Source organism: Phascolarctobacterium succinatutens YIT 12067, from assembly GCF_000188175.1.
Lineage (GTDB): Bacteria > Bacillota > Negativicutes > Acidaminococcales > Acidaminococcaceae > Phascolarctobacterium_A > Phascolarctobacterium_A succinatutens.
The window spans coordinates 24,005-43,220 of sequence record NZ_GL830847.1; the positions used below are offsets into that span (position 1 = coordinate 24,005).

Consider the following 19,216-nt stretch of genomic DNA (forward strand, 5'->3'; position numbering starts at 1 on the left):
TGACATATGCCCATTTAAATTTTATAACAGCAAATATTCTACTCTTCTTCAAGATAAAATTCCCACACACAGCCGTCAGGACTTTCCGTACAATCAGGGAAGCAGCTCAGGCAACGGCATTTGATGCGCGCGTCAATCGTAGCAGCAAAACCGCTGTATTCGTAAATACCGACCGATTTGCACGGATGATACGGCATACCCTTGCGGCTGCGCGCCGTCTGCACACGGCAGTCGCGGTTGCGGTAAACAAGCCTGTTGCCTTCACGAATGCATTCATGCTCGTTCAAATTGCCGTAAAAGCGATAGTGCAGCGCCTGCTCCAGGCCCTCAAGTCCAGGATTCTCCGGCAGCTGCAAAAACTCCTTGATGCGCTTGGCTTCAATCACAGTAAATCGCTTCCACGCTTCCTCATCATGGTACATGGCCTCCGCCATACCGAATTTGCGTTCAATCGACTGAAACCAGACACCATCATGCGCCAGCCAGTTTTTCGCGTAGAGCTCAATCAGCTCCAAAAGTTCTTCTTTGCTTAATTCCGCAAGATATTTATTGTACATGATGAATAACCTCCTTTGTGGGGGAAATTATTTCCATTCAATATGTAATCTATTGAACCTACTGCTTATTAAGTGTTTTCACCATTACTACAATGGAAATTATTAAAAACGCTATTACTACTATCGAAATCAATTCTTGCATTTTCACGAAATCAGCGATACATTTTGCTTAAAATTATTAGTCCTCATACTTGTTATAAAAGATCATTTTCTTTATTATATCGCTAATATCATTCCCTCCTCTCAGTATCTTAATCATATCATATTATCTAACTTTTATTAACAATTGTTTTAATAGATGTATACTATCCCCACTCACTCCAAGCACCTCTCTACCATCTCTTTCAGCGTATACTCATCAAGATGCTCAAAGAAAAATGTCCGCTTAGGATTTAGCGGCAGCGACTTGCTCACCGCCAAATTATATTCTGCTCCCTTGGCAAAGTCCGTTGTCAAAAGCTCCGCCTTATCCTTAACCTGCGCCAGTAATTCCGCTCCAGCCTTACTGTTCACCAGCACCAGCGTAACGCCCTTATCATCATCAAATTCCGGGTACTGCTTATCTATTCCCCAATAATCGGCAATCGTGATATCCGCCAGGCTACGCTTATTATTAAACGCACACTCACCGCAGGACGGACGTATGCTGATATTATTCAGGAAAAGGCGCATATACGTTTCCTGCCGCTTGCTCGCCCCGAAGTGCTGATGCTCGGTAAAGAACAATGTCTCGCCCTGCTTCCAACCCTTCGCCTTATCGCGGAAATTCACCTGCACAACCGGCTCGCCTGCCTCCTGCGCCAGCTCCCGCAAATGCTTTTGATAAACCTTGGGACTAGGCACACCATGACAAACCACATCAATCGTCAAAAGATTCTCCGACGGCTTTACCAGATATTTCTTTAAACCGGCAATTTGGCAAGGCGTACCGCTGAACAGAACCTTTCTGCCTGCACGTAAAATTTGCCGTACCTCACTGTAAATCTTGCCGATTTTGCTCTGCACATATTTCGAACCACGCAGCTTAGGCAAATCGGCAAGGCTATCCACCAACACATGCTGCACATTAAGCTGTTCGTCCAGCGCCGCGCCAACCACAACACCGCCCTGCTTTAAGATTGCCTCAGCAAAAAGCGTGAACATTCCCCCACTGGAGCTAGTAAAGCGCACTGCATCATCGTTGTTCTTGGCACCATACACCGCAAGCAGCTCATGCTGCTGCGGTTTGTGCAGCATAGGGCAGACATTTTCACATAAACCGCAATCCATACACATTTCTTCGTTAACCTTGGGATACAAAAAGCCTTCCTCGTCCGCAGTCATTTTTATACAGCCACGCGGGCAGATATTGGCGCAAGCACTGCAGCCTGTACAGTTTTGCTTGCTGCTCAGCTCAATCATGTGTTTAACCTCCCTGTTGCCATAGCCTTTTACAGCTTATATTTCAGCATAAGACTCTGCTTAAGTGATTTTTCTTTTATTATATCACAAAAAAGCCCTCTTGCTTGCACTATCTGCGAGTTTGCCACTATGCGCCGACACTGCTTGACAGCGTAATTTCTAACGCACAAAAACAGAGCTGACTTTCGCAATTCGCCAAAATCAGCTCTTACTTTTTTACTATTCTCTTATCACTCCACGCTCAATCACAAAAATCTGCCGGTAATACTGTTTGCGTTTGCTTTAATCTCTGTCGGCGTTCCGCACGCCACAAGCCTTCCGCCTGCATCACCGCCGCCGGGGCCCATATCAAGCACATAGTCAGCGTTACGGATAACGTATAAATCATGCTCAATGACAACGACAGTTGCCCCATTATCCAAAAGCGCCTGAAAAACCTCCAGCAGTACCTGTACATCCAAAGGATGCAAGCCAATCGAAGGCTCATCAAAGACAAAAACAGAATCATGCTGCGTTCTGCCGATTTCGCTGGCCAGCTTCAAGCGCTGTGCTTCACCGCCCGATAAACCCGGCGTTTCCTCGCCCAGCGTCAGATAACCAAGACCAAGTTGACGCAACACGTTCAGCTTTTGGCTGATGCCCTTCATATTTTTGCAGAACTCAAGAGCAGTGTTTACGTCCATAGCCATCAGCTCCGGCAGCGAAGCGCCTTCCCCTGCCTCGTTCGTCAGCCTGATATCGTAGGCCGCCTTCGCGTACCGCGAACCGCGGCAGTCCGGGCAGGGTATATCCACATCCGGCAAAAACTGCACATCCAGACTGACAACGCCTGTTCCGTCACAGCCAGGGCAACGAAGCGAGCCTGTATTGTACGAAAAAGCACCGGCCTTATATTCATGCGCTTTGGCATCTGGCAATTTGGCGTAAAGCTTGCGCAAATCATCGTGAATGCCTGCATAGGTGGCGACAGTAGAGCGGACGTTGATGCCGATAGGCGTAGCATCAATGAGCTTTACGTGCTCAATCCCCTCAGCGTTAATGGCACGGATATGCTCAGGCAGCGCCTTGCCGTCAATCGCCGCAGCCAGCGCAGGTACAAGGCTTTCCAAAACCATTGTGGTTTTACCGGAACCGGATACACCGGTGACAACCGTCAGCCTGCCCTTCGGAATATCTATCTCCAATGGCTTAACGGTATGTATCGATGCAGTAGCAAGATGAATGGTACCGTCAGCAAACAGCTCCTGCTTCTGAGCGCAGCTTTTCCGCTTTGCCGCTGCCTTTCCGGCAAGGAACGGGCCGATTTGCGAAGCAGGATTTGCTTCAATCTCCGCTATCGTTCCCTGCGCAATTACATGGCCACCGCCGGCGCCTGCCTCCGGTCCCATTTCCACAAGCCAGTCTGCTTCCTGCAAAATCTGCGTATCGTGGTCCACAAGGATTACAGAGTTGCCGTCTGCCACCAGGTCATGCATTACGCCGGTCAGTCCCACGATATTGGAAGGATGCAGACCGATTGACGGCTCATCCAGCACATAAAGAACTCCAGTAGTACGGTTGCGGACAGCACGCGCCAGCTGCATACGCTGCCTCTCTCCCGTAGAGAGCGTAGCAGCGGAGCGGTCAAGCGTAAGATAACCGAGTCCCAAGTCCAGCAGACGTTTTGCAGTGCCGGTAAAAGCTTCACAGATGCGTTCCGCCATCGGGCGCATTGCCTCCGGCAGGCTTTTGGGAACACGCTGCACCCATGTCACAAGCTGTGCCAACGTCATGCTGCAGGCCTCGTCCAGCGAAATGCCTAACAGCTTCGGCGCACGCGCTGCTGCAGACAAACGCGTACCGTGGCAGTCGGGGCAGATATCTTCCTTCAAAAACTTTTCTACGCGCTTCATGCCCTTTTCATCCTTAACCTTAGCTAACGCGTTTTCTACTGTATAAACAGCTTTGAAATAGGTAAAATCAAGCTCGGCAAAATCATTGGAGTTGCTTTTCTTCGGATGATAGAGAATATGCTTTTTCTCCGCAGGACCATGATAAACGATATCCTTCTCCCGCTCCGTCAGCTCGCGAAACGGCACATCTATGCGCACGCCCATCTCCTTGCAGACATCAGTCATCAGCGACCACATGAGGCTGTTCCAAGGTGCAACAGCGCCCTGCTCTATGGTAAGCGATTCATCAGGCACTAGCGTGCTTAAATCTACCGTACGGACGCTGCCGGTACCGCCGCAGGTTTTGCAGGCACCCTGCGAATTGAAGGCCAGCTCCTCGGCAGACGGCGCATAAAACTGTGCGCCGCACTCCGGGCAAGTCAGCTTCTTGCCTGCGGCAACCAAAAGCGTCGGCTCCAGATAATGTCCGTTGGGACAGCGATGGTTGGCAAGGCGCGAATACATGAGGCGCAAACTGCTCAGCAGCTCCGTACCTGTGCCGAAGGTACTGCGGATTCCAGGCACTCCCGGACGTTGGTGCAGAGCCAAGGCAGCAGGAACATACAACACTTCATCTACGGAAGCCTTGGCAGCCTGCGTCATGCGTCGGCGCGTGTAGGTAGAAAGCGCCTCCAGATAGCGGCGTGAGCCTTCGGCGTACAGCACGCCAAGCGCCAGGGATGATTTGCCGGATCCGGATACACCCGCAATGCCGACAATTTTCCCCAAGGGAATATCTATATCGATATTTTTCAGATTGTGGACCTTAGCGCCACGAATAAGCATTTTATCAATCATTGTTCTGCTCCTGTATGAATTGAATCGCTTTTAAAATATGCATGATATGTTTAATTTAGTCTAACACTATAACAATACAAGTGCAACTTATGCGCAAGCTTTTTTCCACGATTGATGATGTTGCTTATGATATAATCGAATTCCCGGCTGATGGAGTGTAGCATCATACTTGGAAGTCAGTGGTCGGATGAGGGGGACAGATGCTTTGTTAGTCCCTCCCACAAAGAACTACCTGTAATTCGTTATTGGGGCACTGTGTCACCAGCTTCTAACGTACGGGAGTTCTTTTTTATTCTTAAAATTTAAAGCACGCAAAAAGGCATAACAAGCTGCATTATCACAGCTTATTATGCCTTTGCTTATTTTCGCATCTTATAAAACAGACTTCCGATAGCCTAAAAGTTTTACACGCAGGACTTGCGCTCTTCAAACTACTTGCTCGAAGCAATCATCTTCGTCACAAAGCCATCCTCGCTAAGCTCTAGCTCCCGCAGCTGACCGCCCATTTCCACCGCTCCGTCCAGATTAAAGCAATGCTCGTTAACCTCCGCAGTCACGCCCTCATAATTGCGGTATCCGTGAACCTGATACTCGTCCGCAGCAGCATGCTTGGCAAAGCATATATCAACGTCCAGCGCATCCTCATACACGCCGGTGCCGTAAACCAGCTCCGCTGTTGCCACCAAAGATAAATTCTCCGGCATACGTGCCAAGCCGCCATGGCTTACTAAAACCTTTTTGCCCTGATATGTATAGCAGAAGCACTGCGATAATTTCCTGTAAAAATTATATACCGCCTTCCTGCTCAGGCCTGCTTGCGCCAGCTCCGGTGCCGTATGCATGCGGAACTCCTTCGAAGCAACGCCATCCGGCAAGCCGTAATCCCGCAAGTTAGCCTCATGGTTGCCCTCCAGCAGCGTAACGTTATCTAATGTGGCAAGCTGCAACAGTAATTGCAGGACCTAAGCATTCTCGCTGCCCCTGTCAATGTAATCGCCAAGAAAAATATAGTAGTTTTGCGGATTTATTTCCTCAAGATATTCCTTCAGCGGCTTATAGCAACCATGAATATCACCGATATGAATTACCTTTTTATAGGCAGATAAATCGCGTGGTTTATACCAAATTTGCGCCAGATCCTCCGGTTTGATTACGGTAATGCCGGACGGAACCTTATTATCCGCCAGCTGAGCATACATTCTTTCAATAACATTTTCCGGAACCTGTTTGTATTCCTCACGCTACAGGTTCCTTTTCTTTGCTTCCTCAATAGTAATATCAGTAAAATCAACCACATAAACACGATATTTATACTCATTGGCAAGCTTTTTGTACGCAGTTATATCTCTGCCGCGGATGTTGGTGGCATCCACGACCGTAAAGCAGCCACGCTTCATGCGCTCCTCCAGCGTCTGCAGGCAAAAACGGCCACATCTGCTTGTCAAAATGTGGGCTGATGCACCATCTGCCTGCGTTATCCAGCATCGGCGAAGCATATAACAGACGCAGTACATACGCGCTCAATGTATAAGGCTTCAGTCCCTGCTCTTTTATAAACGTGCTCTTGCCGGAGCCCGGCACACCACGCATCAATAATAATATTCTCATATCAATCACCTTACTTAACTAATACTTTGTAGCTAAAAAACTGCCTATAAATGACGAATACATTTCAGCTATGGGCAACTCATAATCTGCTTCAAAGCTCTTTCTTTTTACGAATACAATTTTTCTCGAAATCGGATTGTAGCCTTGGCGAATATACTCCTTGCTGTATACACCAACGCCTCTTTTCTACCATTGCGGTACATCGTTGTAGTTTATATTCCTTGCAAAGAGAAGCTCATTTTTGAAGGCAACACTTTTTGCCCTCAAATACTGCGTAGCCTCATTTTTTTGACAGTCCCTCCTTACGCAACGTCCAATAATACCAAGAGTTAAGCGCATTTCGGTTTGCATCCTCCTGCCGCCACAAAAAATAATCCTTTACGAGTTCAATGTTAGGCAAAGGCACAACTCTGCAGTCAAAGCAGACCGCCTTACCAAGTGCCAAGGAAAAATAACCACTGGCCTCACCTGCTAATATAGTATTTATTTTGCGTACTTTGTTAGCAAAAGCGCTATTATCGGGACTAAACAGCAAGGATATTTCATCACTTTCTGTATAACCGTACAAAACCTTGAAACCGCAATTCATAATATGCTTAGTTGTATCAACCATCAAATTACGAAAACGCGTGTCAAATAGTGCCTCAAATTTACATATTTCACGCGTTAATTTGGTAAAACTGCGTCCGTCAAGCCTTGCTACTATATACATTCCCGGAACTATATATTGATCAATGCTCTGTTCATACACTCGCATCCGCTTATCAAAATCGTCAAATTTCACTATCTAAAGCTCCTTCCAATTCCCGTAAAAACTTCTTGGGCACGCTTTCTGTCAGCCACACGCCGTTGGCCGAAAGGTAAAACTTGTAGCCCGCTCTCGCCATTTCGCCTGCCAGAACTACGTAGATAAACGGCTCTCCATGTCTTTTGCCGACATTATGCGCTGTTTCTACATTCGCCGACAAATGCACATACAGCCTTTGCCTGGCGATAAGTCCCTGCCTGTTAATACTCGCAACATATTTAACGCCTGTCCCGTGATACAAAAGCTCCGGCGGCGCAACCTCCCAAAGTTCCACATCAACCTTCACGGAATGCCCCTGATTCGCTCTTATTCTCTTCTTATCCTCGCTGAATGCGAAACGCTGCTTGCCATCTTCGGCAACAATCTGCTCCAGCATAAGCATATTAAACGCTTCTATCCGGTTAAAGGCAGCCAGCAGTGCTTCCACCTGAGCCCAACCATGCGCATCCAGCTCAATACCAACTGCTTGCGGTTTATGCCGCAGCACTAGCGCCAAAAATCTTCCCCATTCGTTCAAGCTCTTGCTCATAGCATTTCCCCGCCTTATAAAAAAGCAGAACTCCCGAATCTATAGCCATAGTCTCCGGAGTTCTGCTTTTTATTACGATTATAAATTTTTGCCGAAGCCTTGACCTTGGTAATCGGCTTCACATTTCCCCAGTTGCCTCGTTTGGAGGCGTTGACTATCTTTTGCTGTTTTTTCGACATTTTCTCATAGCTTACAAATTTTTCCATATGCTTATTCCTCCATCATCTGTTCTGTTTTATAAAAATAGCTTGTTGCTATGTTAATCTTAACACAGCAGCAAGCTATAATCATGGAAAAAAACATACGCACTTAAAATTCTGCGCTGCATTGCAGCTGTTCTCTGAGCTTTTTCTTATAAGCTCCTTAAAGTCCTCCGGCTCACGCACCTTAATCGTCGGCCCAAAGCTCAATACACGGAAAAGCATTTCGGTTTCATCGCTCTTGTCATATTGCACTGTCAGCAGGTAGTGCGACTCGTCCAGCTTTTCCGTTTCCTTCGCCAGGTCGGAAAAATGCATCAATGCGCGCACCATCGTACTGCGTTCATCCTCAATTTCCAAAACCAGCGTCTGCTCGGCAAGTTCTCCCTTCTTCAAGCTTTTTACATGCTCTACCGCCTCTCCCGCTTCTACGGATATTATTCTGCCTAAATTCAGCGTCACCTGCTTACGCTCGGCTATTGCCTGCATGCGAAACTTATCATCCTTAGCCGAATATTCCAAAGACACCGGCACCAAATCCGTCCAGACGATAATCGTTCCCTTATTGCTCCGGTACGAAGCATTCAGATAACGCTTTTCCCGCACGGCATGAAGAATTTCCCTAAAGTTTACTCTGTATTTGGGATTGGTATAAGCATCGCCATCCACAAAGCGGTCGAAAAAGACAAACTGCTCAGGCCTGCACAAAGGCTCTACAGACTGCAATGCAGCCTGCTGCCTCGCAATCTCCTCATCAGAAAAGAATAAGCTGATTTTTTCATCAAGCAGCAAGGTTTTCAACCATCGTTTCTGCAGAGCAGTCAGGGGCATCGTCGGCTTATTTTTCAGCGGTGTCCCAAGCTCCGGCGTCAGCAGCTTCCATGTACCGTCAGCAAGTGCAGGCAAAAGCTGCAGCACGCTGTCGCCATAAGCACCCTCGCAGACAAGCTGCTGCATGCTTGCTGCAGACAGTTTTCCGTCAAGCGCCTGCGTCAGCACCTTCGCCACAACATTATAATAGGTTCCGTAAACCTCACTGAACACTGTGCTCATCTACGCTTCACCTGCTTTCTTCACGCCATACATAGCGTACACCTCCGCTAAATCCTGCCAAAACTTTTCTTCCACAGCCTTATTGCTGCAGGAAAAACTTTCAATGCGACCGATAAAGGTACGCAGCCAGGGCAGCATTTCGCCTGCATCATGTACATCGGCAATAAAACGATAATGCTCAGCATCTGTTTTTTCCACTCGTCCGCAGCGCTTTTCCCGCTCCAGGCATTGTAAAATATACGGCTCGTCACTGCTGATGCGCACTACAAGCTCCACATGCTCCAAGGCATCAGCAGCAAGCCATCTGTTCATAGATACGCCCCACAAATGCTGTTCCATCTGCTTTGCCATAGCGCAAAACTTGTCATAATCGCGCACAGGCTTCGCTTCCAGAACACGTTCAAGATTATCCAGACGGCAGAAAATAATCCTATGCGCCTTAAAGAACCAGCACATCACATAACGCCTGCCGCTTTGCGTGCTTACGTAAATCTTCAGCGGCAGCACGCGGAAAGAAATGTTCTTGCCTCTGGAAGAAGAGCTTTCAATACGCACGCACTGCCTGCACTCCATCGCCGCCAGTAAATCAAGCAACACGTCACTCTCCAAGGCATGCAGCAAATAATGATGTTTATAGGAAAATACGTTGCTGCCTGCAGAAAACTTATCCTCTATAAAGCTGCCACAACACCTATCTGATTCGTTTCGGCAAAAAAGCTCACGGCATCGTGCCAAGCATCTAAATTGACCTCATCCCTGCTGCGCTCATAATATAACTCACGCCCGCACTTTTCACTTTCTATTAAACCAAGCTCTGCATATTCTGCCAATTTCTTGCGCACAGTGGAAATGTCCAGCGCCACTGGTTCGTCAAAACAAGATAAATACGCTGCATCCAGCCTTTCCATAAGCTGACGCAGAGTAAATTTTTCACCAGGCTGCAAAATATCCAGCAGAAAAAAATGCAGCATGATATCATTAGCCGTAAAGCTCTTCGCCTTCAACGCCTTGTAAAAAGGATTATGCCAGATTTTTCTGCTGTCTACGGAAATAAAGCAGTTCTTGCCGCCGGTATTCTGACGAAAATACATATATTCGCCCAGCCAGCTTTCAATACGTCTGCGCTCATTGTCATAGCTGCGGGCGCTTTTATCCGCAAAATCAGCTCTGCTCCTAAAGCCAAAGACATAAAAATCACGCATCAGCAGGCGTATATTATCAAAGTTTTTTATTAACTCATTAAAAGCCACAAGCAGCACCCTCCTTCCGCAGTAAATCCGATAAACAGTATTCCCAACTTCAGCGCCTTTTTTTCACTTAAGCACTGATTTATCTTTAGTATAGCACACACTAATGACAGATTTTGTCTATGTCAAATAATTGAATACACCCTAAAACGAAAAATCAAATGCAGCTTTTTTGCGGGTTTCACAGGCAACAAGAAAAGCGCAGCTATCAGCATGCTTTATGCATGTATAACAGCTGCGCTTTTGGGTTACCATTGATAAAAATATGCGCACTTGCGAGCTTAGAGTTTATGTGCGGATTTTGCCGAAAGCCTCAGCCTTCATCCTTAATATTTTCTATTTCATCCTGCACGTCATTACGCCGCTCTTCCAAATTGTCATAGCTTTCACCGTTGGCCTGTCTTTCTGCTATTTCATCCTCTATATCGGACTTTTCTTCTTCAAGATCCAACAGCTCTTCCCTCGAAGCATACGCATAATTATCTTGAGAAAAAACAAGCGGCATAACCACAAATAACGACATTATCAACAGCGCTTTAGCTATAATACTTTTTATTTTCATAATTACACCCACGAAAATTTATCCTCTAAGCATTTTGCAAAATCCAGCTGACATATAAGTTATTATTTACCACTCCAAGGTCAGGCCAACCCCAACCTCCTTCACCGTCAGCTGTTTATGCAAAGCAAATTTCGCAGCCAGATTTGTACAATGGCATTGTTCTAATTATACCATGCTTGTAAAAATCATAACACCTATATTAAAAGAAAGCCCGCCCCTGTGCTGTGAAAGCATAAGGACGGATTTTAGTTTATCATTATATTAGCCATCTGTACACTTTCCGGCAGATCCTATTCTTCATCTTCTGCCAGCATACGATAGCCTACACCAAGCTCATTAACAATATAGCGCTTTTCTCCGGGTGTCACGCCCATTTTTTTCCTGATGTTTTTCATATTTACCTGTAGCTTTTTGACACTGCCATAATCAGAATATCCCCATACTGCTTGGATTATGGCAGCATAAGTCAGCACCTTTCCCGCATGGATGGAGAGGAAAGTCAAAATATTGTATTCCGTCTGTGTCAGGTCGATTTCGTTTCCATCGACCAAAACCTGCCTTTTATCGTAATCAATCATCAAATCCTGAAATTGAAATTTACCGATGTGATTACCCTCGTTTTTCTCACTGTAACGATGACTGCGAAGCACTGCACGGATACGAGCCATCAGTTCCTCAGTTCCAAACGGCTTAGTAATATAATCATTCGCGCCAAGGTCTAAGGCTTCCACCTTGTCCATTTCGCCGGAACGGGCAGAAAGGACAATGATGGGAACAGTATCCGCTTCTCTAACATCCTGAATTAAGCTCAAGCCATCACGGTCTGGCAACCCGAGATCCAGAACAATGAGGTCCGGATGATAAGAAGCATACATCATCATTCCAAGCGCACAGGTTTCTGCACAGATTACCTGATAATCACTTATTTCCAAATTTGCTTTGATAAAGCTTAGGATGTTTGCTTCATCCTCTACGATTAAAATTTTGAATTTATTATTGCTCATTATCGCACCCTCTTGCCAAAGAAAAGCGGAATACAGCACCGCCGCCCTTCCTGTTTTCCACAAAAATCTCGCTGCCATGCGCCTTAATAATAGCAGCGCAAACCGAAATACCGATGCCCATATTGCTGCGCGTTCCGTCTATCGGTGCTGCAGACTTTTTATAGCATCCGGTAAAAATCTTATCCAAAATCTCCTCCGGAATGCCACACCCGTTGTCGGCAACTTCAAATATGGCCTTATCTCCTGCAAGGGAAACCGACAGCTTCAGCTCTGTCATTCCTTTCGCATGAAAAACGGCATTTTCCAAAAAGTTCAACAACACCTGCTCGATAAGGATAGAATCCATAGGAATATCCACAAAGTCGGCCGGTATCTGCGTAATCACCTTCTGATTCGGGTGCTTCTTGGAGAACTTCATAAGCACAGAGTCAATCAGTTCATCCAAAACGATTGGCGTTTTCACAACCTTGACCTTAGCACCGTCGATTCTTGTAACAGCCAGCAGGTTTTCGACCATGCGGATAAGCCACTCGCTATCCTCTTGAATTTCTCCCAACAGCTTTAGCTGCTGTTCTTCCGAAAGTGCATCCTTCTTGGAAATCAGCGTAGAAGATGAGCCATATATTGATGTAAGAGGTGTACGCAAATCATGAGAGATTGCCCGCAGCAGATTGCCCCTCATCCTCTCCTTTTCGCTTTCTGCCCGCAAATTCTCCTGATCACGTATCCTACTGTTCAACGTACTGGTGGAAACGGCAACAACCAGCATAATAATAGCAGACAAGATGCTTTCTTCTACGAAAAAATCTAAAGTATAATAAGGATAAGTAAAAGCGAAATTTACGGCAAATACGCTTAAGACAGCCGAAACAATACCATAGCAATACCCGTGCGTTTTCAGCGATATCAGAAATACGCCAAATACAAAAATCATAGGAACCAGCGTTTGTGTTGTAAAGAGTTTCCGAATCAGAAGATTAATGGCAAAAGCGCCGAAAAAAACACAGACCGAAAACAAAATATCTTCTTGTCGTTGTTGATGCTTCATAATGCTTCTCCTAATTATTTTTACAAACCCATTATACTTCACGAGCAAAAGCGCTTCAAGGTACAGCACCGGATAATATTGCTCCATACCCGTTTCTTTACCAAATCTACACCGCAGAAATGCTATGATAGAAACAAGCAAAGCAACGCTCAATAAACACATCACTTGATGAACAAGAAGGTGTAATTATGTCAGAAGAAATAATTGGGAGAAGATTTCAGCTTTCTTCTTTTCAAATTATCATATTAGGTTTTGCAGGAGTCATCCTGCTGGGTGCATTACTGCTGATGCTGCCGATTTCTACGCAGGAAGGTTGCATAACGCCGTTTAACGAAGCTCTTTTTACCGCAACCTCCGCAGTTTGTGTAACAGGTCTTGTAATACATGATACCGGCAGCTATTGGTCGGCCTTTGGGCAGACAGTCATTCTGGCGCTGATACAGATTGGCGGTCTTGGTGTTGTAACAGTAGCGGCATCATTTGCACTCCTGTCCAGACGAAGAATTTCTTTGATGCAGCGCACCACCATGCAGGACGCAATATCAGCGCCAAATGTAGGCGGTATCGTCAGGCTTACGAAGTTTATCCTGTGGGGAACATTTTTGATTGAAATGATTGGTGCACTTGCCATGCTGCCGGTGTTCTGCCGCGACTATGGCTGGCACGGTATTTGGATGGCAGTCTTTCATTCTGTTTCCGCCTTTTGCAATGCAGGCTTCGATATTTCGGGAACCGCTGAAAACCTCTACCCCTCCCTTACCGGTTACGCGCAGAATCCTATGATAAATATAACAATTATGCTGCTTATCATAATTGGCGGTATCGGCTTTTTAACTTGGGAGGACATTTGGGAAAACAAGCTGCAGTTCCGGCGCTACAGAATGCAGAGCAAGGTAATCCTCATCTTTACGTTAATTCTGATTATCTTTCCGGCAATTTTTTTCTTCTTTGCTGATTTTGCTGCTCTTCCTATCGAAGCGCGTCTTCAGGCAGCTCTCTTCCAGTCAGTCACAACAAGAACAGCCGGTTTCAATACAGTAAATTTATCTGTTATGTCAGGCTCGTCGCAAGGCATTATGATTCTTTTGATGCTGATTGGCGGTTCACCGGGATCAACTGCCGGTGGTATGAAAACGACAACCTTTGCCGTCCTGCTTGCCAACATTGTTGCGACCTATCGCCAGCAGGACAGTGCCCATTTTTTTGATCGCAGAATCGATTACAATGCAATCAAGCTTGCCTCAACTATCCTCACCATGTATATTGCACTATTTTTTTGGGGAGGAATTTTTATCAGTGCCTATGAGAACCTGCCACTGTCATCCTGCTTATATGAAACAGCATCAGCATTGGGAACAGTCGGATTGACGTTAGGAATTACACCGCAGCTACATGTACCCTCACAACTGATACTGATTTTACTTATGTATCTTGGCAGAGTAGGCAGCCTTACGCTCATGTACGCAGCATTATCCGGCAAAAAAGCAGTTAACTCAAAACTGCCGCTGGAAAAAATCACTATTGGCTAAACAAAAGGAGTGGATATCCTATGAAAAATATTTTATTGATTGGAGCAGGTCATTTCGGGCGTCATATCGCTATGCAACTTTCACAATTAGGGCATCAGGTCATGGCGGTTGATACTGACGAGGAAAGAATTAACGATGTACTGCCGTTTGTCACCAAAGCACAAATCGGTGACAGTACCAATGCAGAGTTTTTACGTGCTCTTGGCATCAGGAATTTTGACGTTTGCTTCGTAACTATCAGCGGTAATTTTCAAAACTCGCTGGAAACTACTTCGCTTTTAAAAGAACTGGGCGCAAAATGTGTAGTATCTCGTGCTGAACGCGATGTCCAGGCAAAGTTTCTGCTTCGTAACGGTGCAGACAATGTAGTCTATCCTGAAAAACAGATGGCTATATGGGCAGCCAAACGCTACACCGCAGACCATATTTTCGATTATATTGAAATTGACAAGCAGCACGCTATTTTTGAAGTAGAGGTGCCAAAAGCATGGGTTGGTAAAAGCATCGGTATGTTGGATGTCCGCAAGAAGTTTGGCATCAATATTCTTGGTATAAAACGCTTAGGAAAAACTGATGTCTCCATAACACCTGACACCGTATTATCCGAGGACATAACTATGTTAGCATTAGGTGAGTATACAGCACTGCAAAAGTGTTTCCGGATATAAATATAAGCACAGAATATTTACGGCAGCAAAAAAGCTGACGCCTTGCGTAAATGCGAAGCGTCAGCCTTTTTATATTCTCGTCAACTCTTTTATTTCAATAATTCCTTAATTTTTTCCAAGCTTTCCGCAAAATATACTCCCTGCTGCTTTTCCTCTGAAGAGAAACCTTTAGCAATCATCTGCTGCAGAAAGTGCTTTATATCATCATAATAACCGTCAAGATTATAATAGATGCACGGCGCCTGCAGATGTCCCAGTGAAATCTTTGACATAATCTCACTGACCTCCTCCAGCGTTCCCACACCACCGGGAAAGGCAATAAAAGCATCGCCAAGCTCAATCATCTTCGTTTTGCGCTCTGCCATATCTTTGGTAACTATCAGCTTCGTCAGTCCCTCATATTGATATTCCTCATCTACAAAAAACTGCGGCTCCACGCCGATAACCTTACCGCCTGCCTGCAGAACGCTTTGTGCCAGCTCTCCCATCAGGCCTGTCTTGGAACCACCGTAAACCAATGTATTACCACTCGCACCAATCCAGGTGCCAAGCTCTTTAACCGCAGCCTCAAATTTATGATCATTGCCTGTCGACGAGGCAAGATATACTGTTATATTCACGTATATTCACGTTAAGTCCTCCGAGTATTGTTTAATTTAGCCTACCACCATAAAAATACCTGTGCAAGCGATATGGAATAATTATATATATAGCTTGATGATGAGTACGTCAGAATCTGTCTATGTGCAAAAGAAGATGTTAGGCATGCCAGATAAACTGTTTAATTAAAGAGAGATTACTGTGAAGTGCAGCATTAAGAAGCTCGATTTTGCCATCAAATTTCTTAATGCTGTTTTTGTTTTCACAGCAATCTCTCATTTCATAATATTCTTTGTCTCTTTCAGGCTTTCCGCTATACTGTTTGCAAGCGGCAGTATTCTGATATACCGAAATTATTCTCTACCCTAACGCAACATCCAGCACCATCATCACACTGAAGCCTACGGCAAAGAAAATCGTGCCGATATTGGAATGCTCTCCCTGCGACATTTCAGGGATAAGCTCCTCTACAACAACATAAAGCATTGCACCGGCAGCAAAGCTCAAAAGATATGGCAGCACCGGTATTACAAACTGAGCGGCAAGTATCGTCAGCACTGCTCCGATTGGTTCCACAACACCGGACAGCACACCACCCCAAAACGCTCTGCTCTTACTCTCTCCCTCTGCACGAAGCGGCATAGAAATAATCGCGCCCTCAGGGAAGTTCTGAATAGCAATACCGATGGACAGGGCAAGCGCCCCTGCTGCCGTAATTGACGTATTACCCGCCAGAAAGCCGGCATATATTACACCTACTGCCATTCCCTCAGGTATGTTGTGCAGCGTGACAGCCAAAACCATCATCGCAGTACGGCTCAAATTTCTTTTGGGACCTTCCGTCTGCTCACTTCCCACATGCAGATGGGGAATCATGTGGTCAAGCAGGAGCAAAAACAATATTCCAATCCAAAAGCCGATAAACGCAGGGAGGAAGGACAGCCTTCCCATGCTTTCGGATTGCTCGATAGCAGGAATCAGCAGGCTCCAGATAGATGCTGCAACCATAACACCGGCTGCAAAGCCCGCAAGCGAGCGCTGCACCATATTACTCAGCGATTTTTTCATAAAGAACACGCACGCCGAACCGAGTGTTGTTCCGATAAAAGGTATCAGTATTCCGATAAAAGTCTCCATTACTTCACCATCCTTGTATAAAAAATTTGTTTCTTGTCAACTTAATTATACCACAATGATAGGAATTATGATAGCTGAAGCGGAGATTTCTTTGGGGTTATATCACCTACTTTTCTGCGTCGGAGTTTATGCTGCATGTATAATCAGCGTCAGCATCAACCTGCAGAAAGCATATTCGACCTTAAGGACTTAATCTATCCTCCTTATATCGAGCAATAATAAATCAACGCGCAACTTTTTTCCACGATTACCTCGTTATTACATGTTATACTTTGTTCATCGGTTGAACACCGACATGTTCCTTGATCTGAGCATAAAAAACACAGTTATTATCAAGCTTCTTGCATGTGTAATAGCTGCGTTTTTTGTTGGCACGAAAAACTTTAAACAGAATATCATTTGCCAAAGTAACAGGCTGACGCCTTGCGTAAATGCAAAGCGTCAGCTTTTTTTGCTATGCTATGAATTATGGATATAAATGCCTAAAAATTTGTAGCTTGTTGATTGGGGATATTAAAAAATGTCCTGCACTGAACCTCTATCAATAAGCTTCTGCAAAGCTACCCCTATATCCTCGTTAATGCAAATTGATTTTGCCTCTATTTCTTCCGGCGCATAGGCTTCGCCTAGATTAATGCAGGCATAAGCAGCATTTTCCCACTCATTTGCCAAATGCCAGAAAGGAAATTTTATAATCGCCGGTGTGTTCATCCCAACGCCAAGTTCCAGAAACAGCACCCTCAAGCCCTTATGCTGCTCAAGGAACTCCTTGTACCGCTGCGACGCACGATACCAGCCATCATCCTGCACAAAGGTAGCATCGCAGTGCAGGTTCATTGTCATAGGCTTGCCACAGATAGGGCAATACGGAATCAGCTCAGCAGAAACTCGCATATCCTTCTGCTCTTCCAGCATTTTCCGAATTCTGATTTCATTATCATACGTTTTCCGGCAGCATGGCTCACTGCACTGAAACAAGCCATAATCTCCCTGCATATAGAAAAGCCGCTTTTTATCAAAGCCAGCTTTCTGAAAACAATGGTCTACATTAGTTGTGATGACAAAGTAATCCTTATCTGCCACCAGGCGCAAAAGCTTTTCATAAACAGGCTTCGGTGCATCCATATAACGGTTGATAAAAATATAACGGCTCCAATAACCCCAAAACTCTTCCTGCGTAGGAAACGGATAAAAGCCACCAGAGTACATGTCACGAATGCCATATTTCTCCGCAAAATCTGCAAAATACTTTTGAAACCGCTCCCCTGTGTAGGTATACCCAGCCGCTGTCGACAAGCCGGAGCCTGCACCGATAACAACAGCCTCACATTCCTGCAGTGCAGCTTGTAAACACTTAATTTGCTCCGAGTAATTTTTAGTAGATGTTTTTGTCCAAATCTTTGAAAACATTGAATATTACTTTCTTTACGCCCGTCTGTAGCCTGAAAAACTTCTTAACACTCTGCACGGCAATCTCTGCCGCCAACTCATTGGGAAAATGGAATTCACCTGTAGAAATACAGCAGAATGCAACACTTTCTAATTTATTCTCCGCCGCCAGCCCCAGGCAAGAGCGGTAGCATGATGCAAGCAGTTCTCTCTCGTGCTTTTTCACCTTGCCGCTGATAACAGGACCTACGGTATGCAATACATACCTGCTCGGAAGATTAAAAGCCGGCGTAATTTTAGCACCTCCTGCAGGTTCAGGGTAGCCTTGCTGCTCCATCAAATTATCGCATATAAGGCGCAGCTGCATGCCGGCGAAGGTATGAATTGCGTTGTCAATGCAGCGATGGTTGGGAATATAACAGCCTGTCATAGCGCTGTTGGCAGCGTTCACAACAGCATCACATTTCAGAGTAGTAATATCTACTTTCTATAGCATTACAGCAGCCTCGCTTTCGCAAAGGCTGCTGCATTATTTTTTAGAATTCGTAGGGGGGATTTCCTGAGAAGTCAGCAATAATCCTGTGAGCGTTTTCCAGATATAACACCTCAAAGATGGGATTGGTGGCTTCACCATATTGACCTTTTACAATGGGATTCTGCAGGCACATTTCCTTGGCTGGCATATTGTTTTCAAAAACAGCCTTGCCATGCAAACGAATCCATGCATACTCCGGACTGGACACGGAAAGCTCAACTTCCGGATTTTTCAGCATATCCTTGTAGACATCCTTTTGGCTATTAGTGCAAAACCACAGCTTCCCGTCAAGCAAGCCAGCAAACATAAAGGGGCGGCATTTTGCCTTGCCATCGCGACCAACGGTGGCCAGATATTGCACAGGGTTAGCATTCAGAAATTCTACTACTTTTTTCATTATAAGTACCTCCAAGCTATAGTATGTTTCGTGATGCTTTTATTGTAATACGCATTGAGCAGCTGCGTGCCATGGAGGAAAGTGGCCTTGTCCATCGCCAGGTCTACGCTGAAGTGCCGCCGAAGGTAGAGTATTCGCTGACTGAGCTCGGCCTAAGCTTGAAGCCAATCCTTGACTGCATGTGGGTACTGTCAATAGTTTTGCGCAAATTTCTT

The 19,216-nt window shown here is 45.5% G+C and carries 21 protein-coding genes and 2 pseudogenes; 3 read left to right on the forward strand and 20 right to left on the reverse strand.

The genetic code is table 11. From position 1 onward, the window contains the following. Nucleotides 1-38: 38 nt before the first annotated feature. From HMPREF9443_RS00480 to HMPREF9443_RS00535, 15 genes are all read right to left on the reverse strand, one after another. The gene (locus tag HMPREF9443_RS00480; RefSeq protein WP_009144500.1) at nucleotides 39-557 is read right to left on the reverse strand and encodes a DUF6125 family protein; all 519 of its coding nucleotides are present in this window, start codon (nucleotides 555-557) and stop codon (nucleotides 39-41) included. A 315-nt stretch (nucleotides 558-872) separates the two neighbouring features. Then, complete coding sequence (locus HMPREF9443_RS00485; RefSeq protein WP_087942286.1) at nucleotides 873-1,958, reverse strand: Coenzyme F420 hydrogenase/dehydrogenase, beta subunit C-terminal domain; 1,086 nt, start codon at nucleotides 1,956-1,958, stop codon at nucleotides 873-875. Between the two features lie 245 nt (nucleotides 1,959-2,203). Then, nucleotides 2,204-4,687 (reverse strand): excinuclease ABC subunit UvrA, encoded by a 2,484-nt coding sequence (locus tag HMPREF9443_RS00490; RefSeq protein ID WP_009144502.1) that lies wholly within the window; start codon nucleotides 4,685-4,687, stop codon nucleotides 2,204-2,206. A 431-nt stretch (nucleotides 4,688-5,118) separates the two neighbouring features. Beyond that, nucleotides 5,119-5,634 carry a metallophosphoesterase family protein gene (locus HMPREF9443_RS10200; protein WP_009144503.1) on the reverse strand — a complete coding sequence of 172 codons (516 nt, stop codon included), beginning with the start codon at nucleotides 5,632-5,634 and terminating at the stop codon, nucleotides 5,119-5,121. A 15-nt stretch (nucleotides 5,635-5,649) separates the two neighbouring features. Then, on the reverse strand, nucleotides 5,650-5,886 hold the full coding sequence (locus tag HMPREF9443_RS10205; protein WP_009144504.1) for a metallophosphoesterase: 237 nt from the start codon (nucleotides 5,884-5,886) through the stop codon (nucleotides 5,650-5,652). Between the two features lie 42 nt (nucleotides 5,887-5,928). Continuing rightward, nucleotides 5,929-6,201, reverse strand: a complete 273-nt coding sequence (locus HMPREF9443_RS10930; protein WP_326569829.1) for an AAA family ATPase — start codon at nucleotides 6,199-6,201, stop codon at nucleotides 5,929-5,931. Between the two features lie 374 nt (nucleotides 6,202-6,575). Then, the gene (locus tag HMPREF9443_RS00500; RefSeq protein ID WP_009144506.1) at nucleotides 6,576-7,079 is read right to left on the reverse strand and encodes a tRNA(His) guanylyltransferase Thg1 family protein; all 504 of its coding nucleotides are present in this window, start codon (nucleotides 7,077-7,079) and stop codon (nucleotides 6,576-6,578) included. Next, a complete protein-coding gene (locus HMPREF9443_RS00505; protein WP_009144507.1) occupies nucleotides 7,069-7,632 on the reverse strand; it encodes an RNA 2'-phosphotransferase in 564 nt (187 codons plus the stop codon). The genes HMPREF9443_RS00500 and HMPREF9443_RS00505 overlap by 11 nt, the downstream gene beginning before the upstream one ends. A gap of 14 nt (nucleotides 7,633-7,646) precedes the next feature. Next, nucleotides 7,647-7,838 carry a hypothetical protein gene (locus tag HMPREF9443_RS00510; protein WP_009144508.1) on the reverse strand — a complete coding sequence of 64 codons (192 nt, stop codon included), beginning with the start codon at nucleotides 7,836-7,838 and terminating at the stop codon, nucleotides 7,647-7,649. Between the two features lie 81 nt (nucleotides 7,839-7,919). Continuing rightward, entirely contained in the window at nucleotides 7,920-8,885 is a 966-nt protein-coding gene (locus HMPREF9443_RS00515; RefSeq protein ID WP_009144509.1) for a WYL domain-containing protein, read from the reverse strand. Next, complete coding sequence (locus HMPREF9443_RS10935) at nucleotides 8,886-9,482, reverse strand: WYL domain-containing protein (RefSeq protein ID WP_222859527.1); 597 nt, start codon at nucleotides 9,480-9,482, stop codon at nucleotides 8,886-8,888. A 74-nt stretch (nucleotides 9,483-9,556) separates the two neighbouring features. Next, nucleotides 9,557-10,135 (reverse strand): ArsR/SmtB family transcription factor, encoded by a 579-nt coding sequence (locus HMPREF9443_RS10940; RefSeq protein WP_222859528.1) that lies wholly within the window; start codon nucleotides 10,133-10,135, stop codon nucleotides 9,557-9,559. A gap of 310 nt (nucleotides 10,136-10,445) precedes the next feature. Next, complete coding sequence (locus HMPREF9443_RS00525; protein ID WP_040564492.1) at nucleotides 10,446-10,706, reverse strand: hypothetical protein; 261 nt, start codon at nucleotides 10,704-10,706, stop codon at nucleotides 10,446-10,448. Between the two features lie 278 nt (nucleotides 10,707-10,984). Then, nucleotides 10,985-11,698: a response regulator transcription factor gene (locus tag HMPREF9443_RS00530; protein ID WP_009144513.1), complete on the reverse strand. Its 714-nt coding sequence runs from the start codon at nucleotides 11,696-11,698 to the stop codon at nucleotides 10,985-10,987. Further along, complete coding sequence (locus HMPREF9443_RS00535; RefSeq protein ID WP_222859529.1) at nucleotides 11,688-12,833, reverse strand: sensor histidine kinase; 1,146 nt, start codon at nucleotides 12,831-12,833, stop codon at nucleotides 11,688-11,690. Before HMPREF9443_RS00535 ends, HMPREF9443_RS00530 begins: the two co-directional genes overlap by 11 nt. 101 nt (nucleotides 12,834-12,934) lie before the next feature. Here HMPREF9443_RS00535 and HMPREF9443_RS00540 point away from each other — a divergent pair, with 101 nt between their 5' ends. Beyond that, nucleotides 12,935-14,275 (forward strand): TrkH family potassium uptake protein, encoded by a 1,341-nt coding sequence (locus HMPREF9443_RS00540; protein WP_009144515.1) that lies wholly within the window; start codon nucleotides 12,935-12,937, stop codon nucleotides 14,273-14,275. A gap of 20 nt (nucleotides 14,276-14,295) precedes the next feature. Then, nucleotides 14,296-14,943, forward strand: a complete 648-nt coding sequence (locus HMPREF9443_RS00545) for a potassium channel family protein (protein WP_009144516.1) — start codon at nucleotides 14,296-14,298, stop codon at nucleotides 14,941-14,943. An 89-nt stretch (nucleotides 14,944-15,032) separates the two neighbouring features. Here HMPREF9443_RS00545 and HMPREF9443_RS00550 read toward each other — a convergent pair whose 3' ends face one another. The 5 genes and pseudogenes from HMPREF9443_RS00550 to HMPREF9443_RS00570 all read right to left on the reverse strand — a co-directional run bounded on the left by HMPREF9443_RS00550 (nucleotide 15,033) and on the right by HMPREF9443_RS00570 (nucleotide 19,001). Continuing rightward, nucleotides 15,033-15,563, reverse strand: coding sequence for an LOG family protein (locus tag HMPREF9443_RS00550; RefSeq protein ID WP_009144517.1), 531 nt, complete (start codon nucleotides 15,561-15,563; stop codon nucleotides 15,033-15,035). Between the two features lie 340 nt (nucleotides 15,564-15,903). Further along, nucleotides 15,904-16,680: a ZIP family metal transporter gene (locus tag HMPREF9443_RS00555; RefSeq protein ID WP_009144519.1), complete on the reverse strand. Its 777-nt coding sequence runs from the start codon at nucleotides 16,678-16,680 to the stop codon at nucleotides 15,904-15,906. 513 nt (nucleotides 16,681-17,193) lie between these two features. Continuing rightward, nucleotides 17,194-18,090 carry an SIR2 family NAD-dependent protein deacylase gene (locus tag HMPREF9443_RS00560; protein WP_009144522.1) on the reverse strand — a complete coding sequence of 299 codons (897 nt, stop codon included), beginning with the start codon at nucleotides 18,088-18,090 and terminating at the stop codon, nucleotides 17,194-17,196. Beyond that, a pseudogene (locus HMPREF9443_RS00565) lies at nucleotides 18,056-18,550 on the reverse strand (macro domain-containing protein); the annotation flags it as partial. The pseudogene HMPREF9443_RS00565 and the gene HMPREF9443_RS00560, both read right to left, overlap by 35 nt. A gap of 55 nt (nucleotides 18,551-18,605) precedes the next feature. Then, the gene (locus HMPREF9443_RS00570; RefSeq protein WP_009144524.1) at nucleotides 18,606-19,001 is read right to left on the reverse strand and encodes a pyridoxamine 5'-phosphate oxidase family protein; all 396 of its coding nucleotides are present in this window, start codon (nucleotides 18,999-19,001) and stop codon (nucleotides 18,606-18,608) included. Between the two features lie 59 nt (nucleotides 19,002-19,060). Here HMPREF9443_RS00570 and HMPREF9443_RS10460 point away from each other — a divergent pair. Then, nucleotides 19,061-19,216, forward strand: a pseudogene (locus HMPREF9443_RS10460) (winged helix-turn-helix transcriptional regulator); the annotation flags it as partial.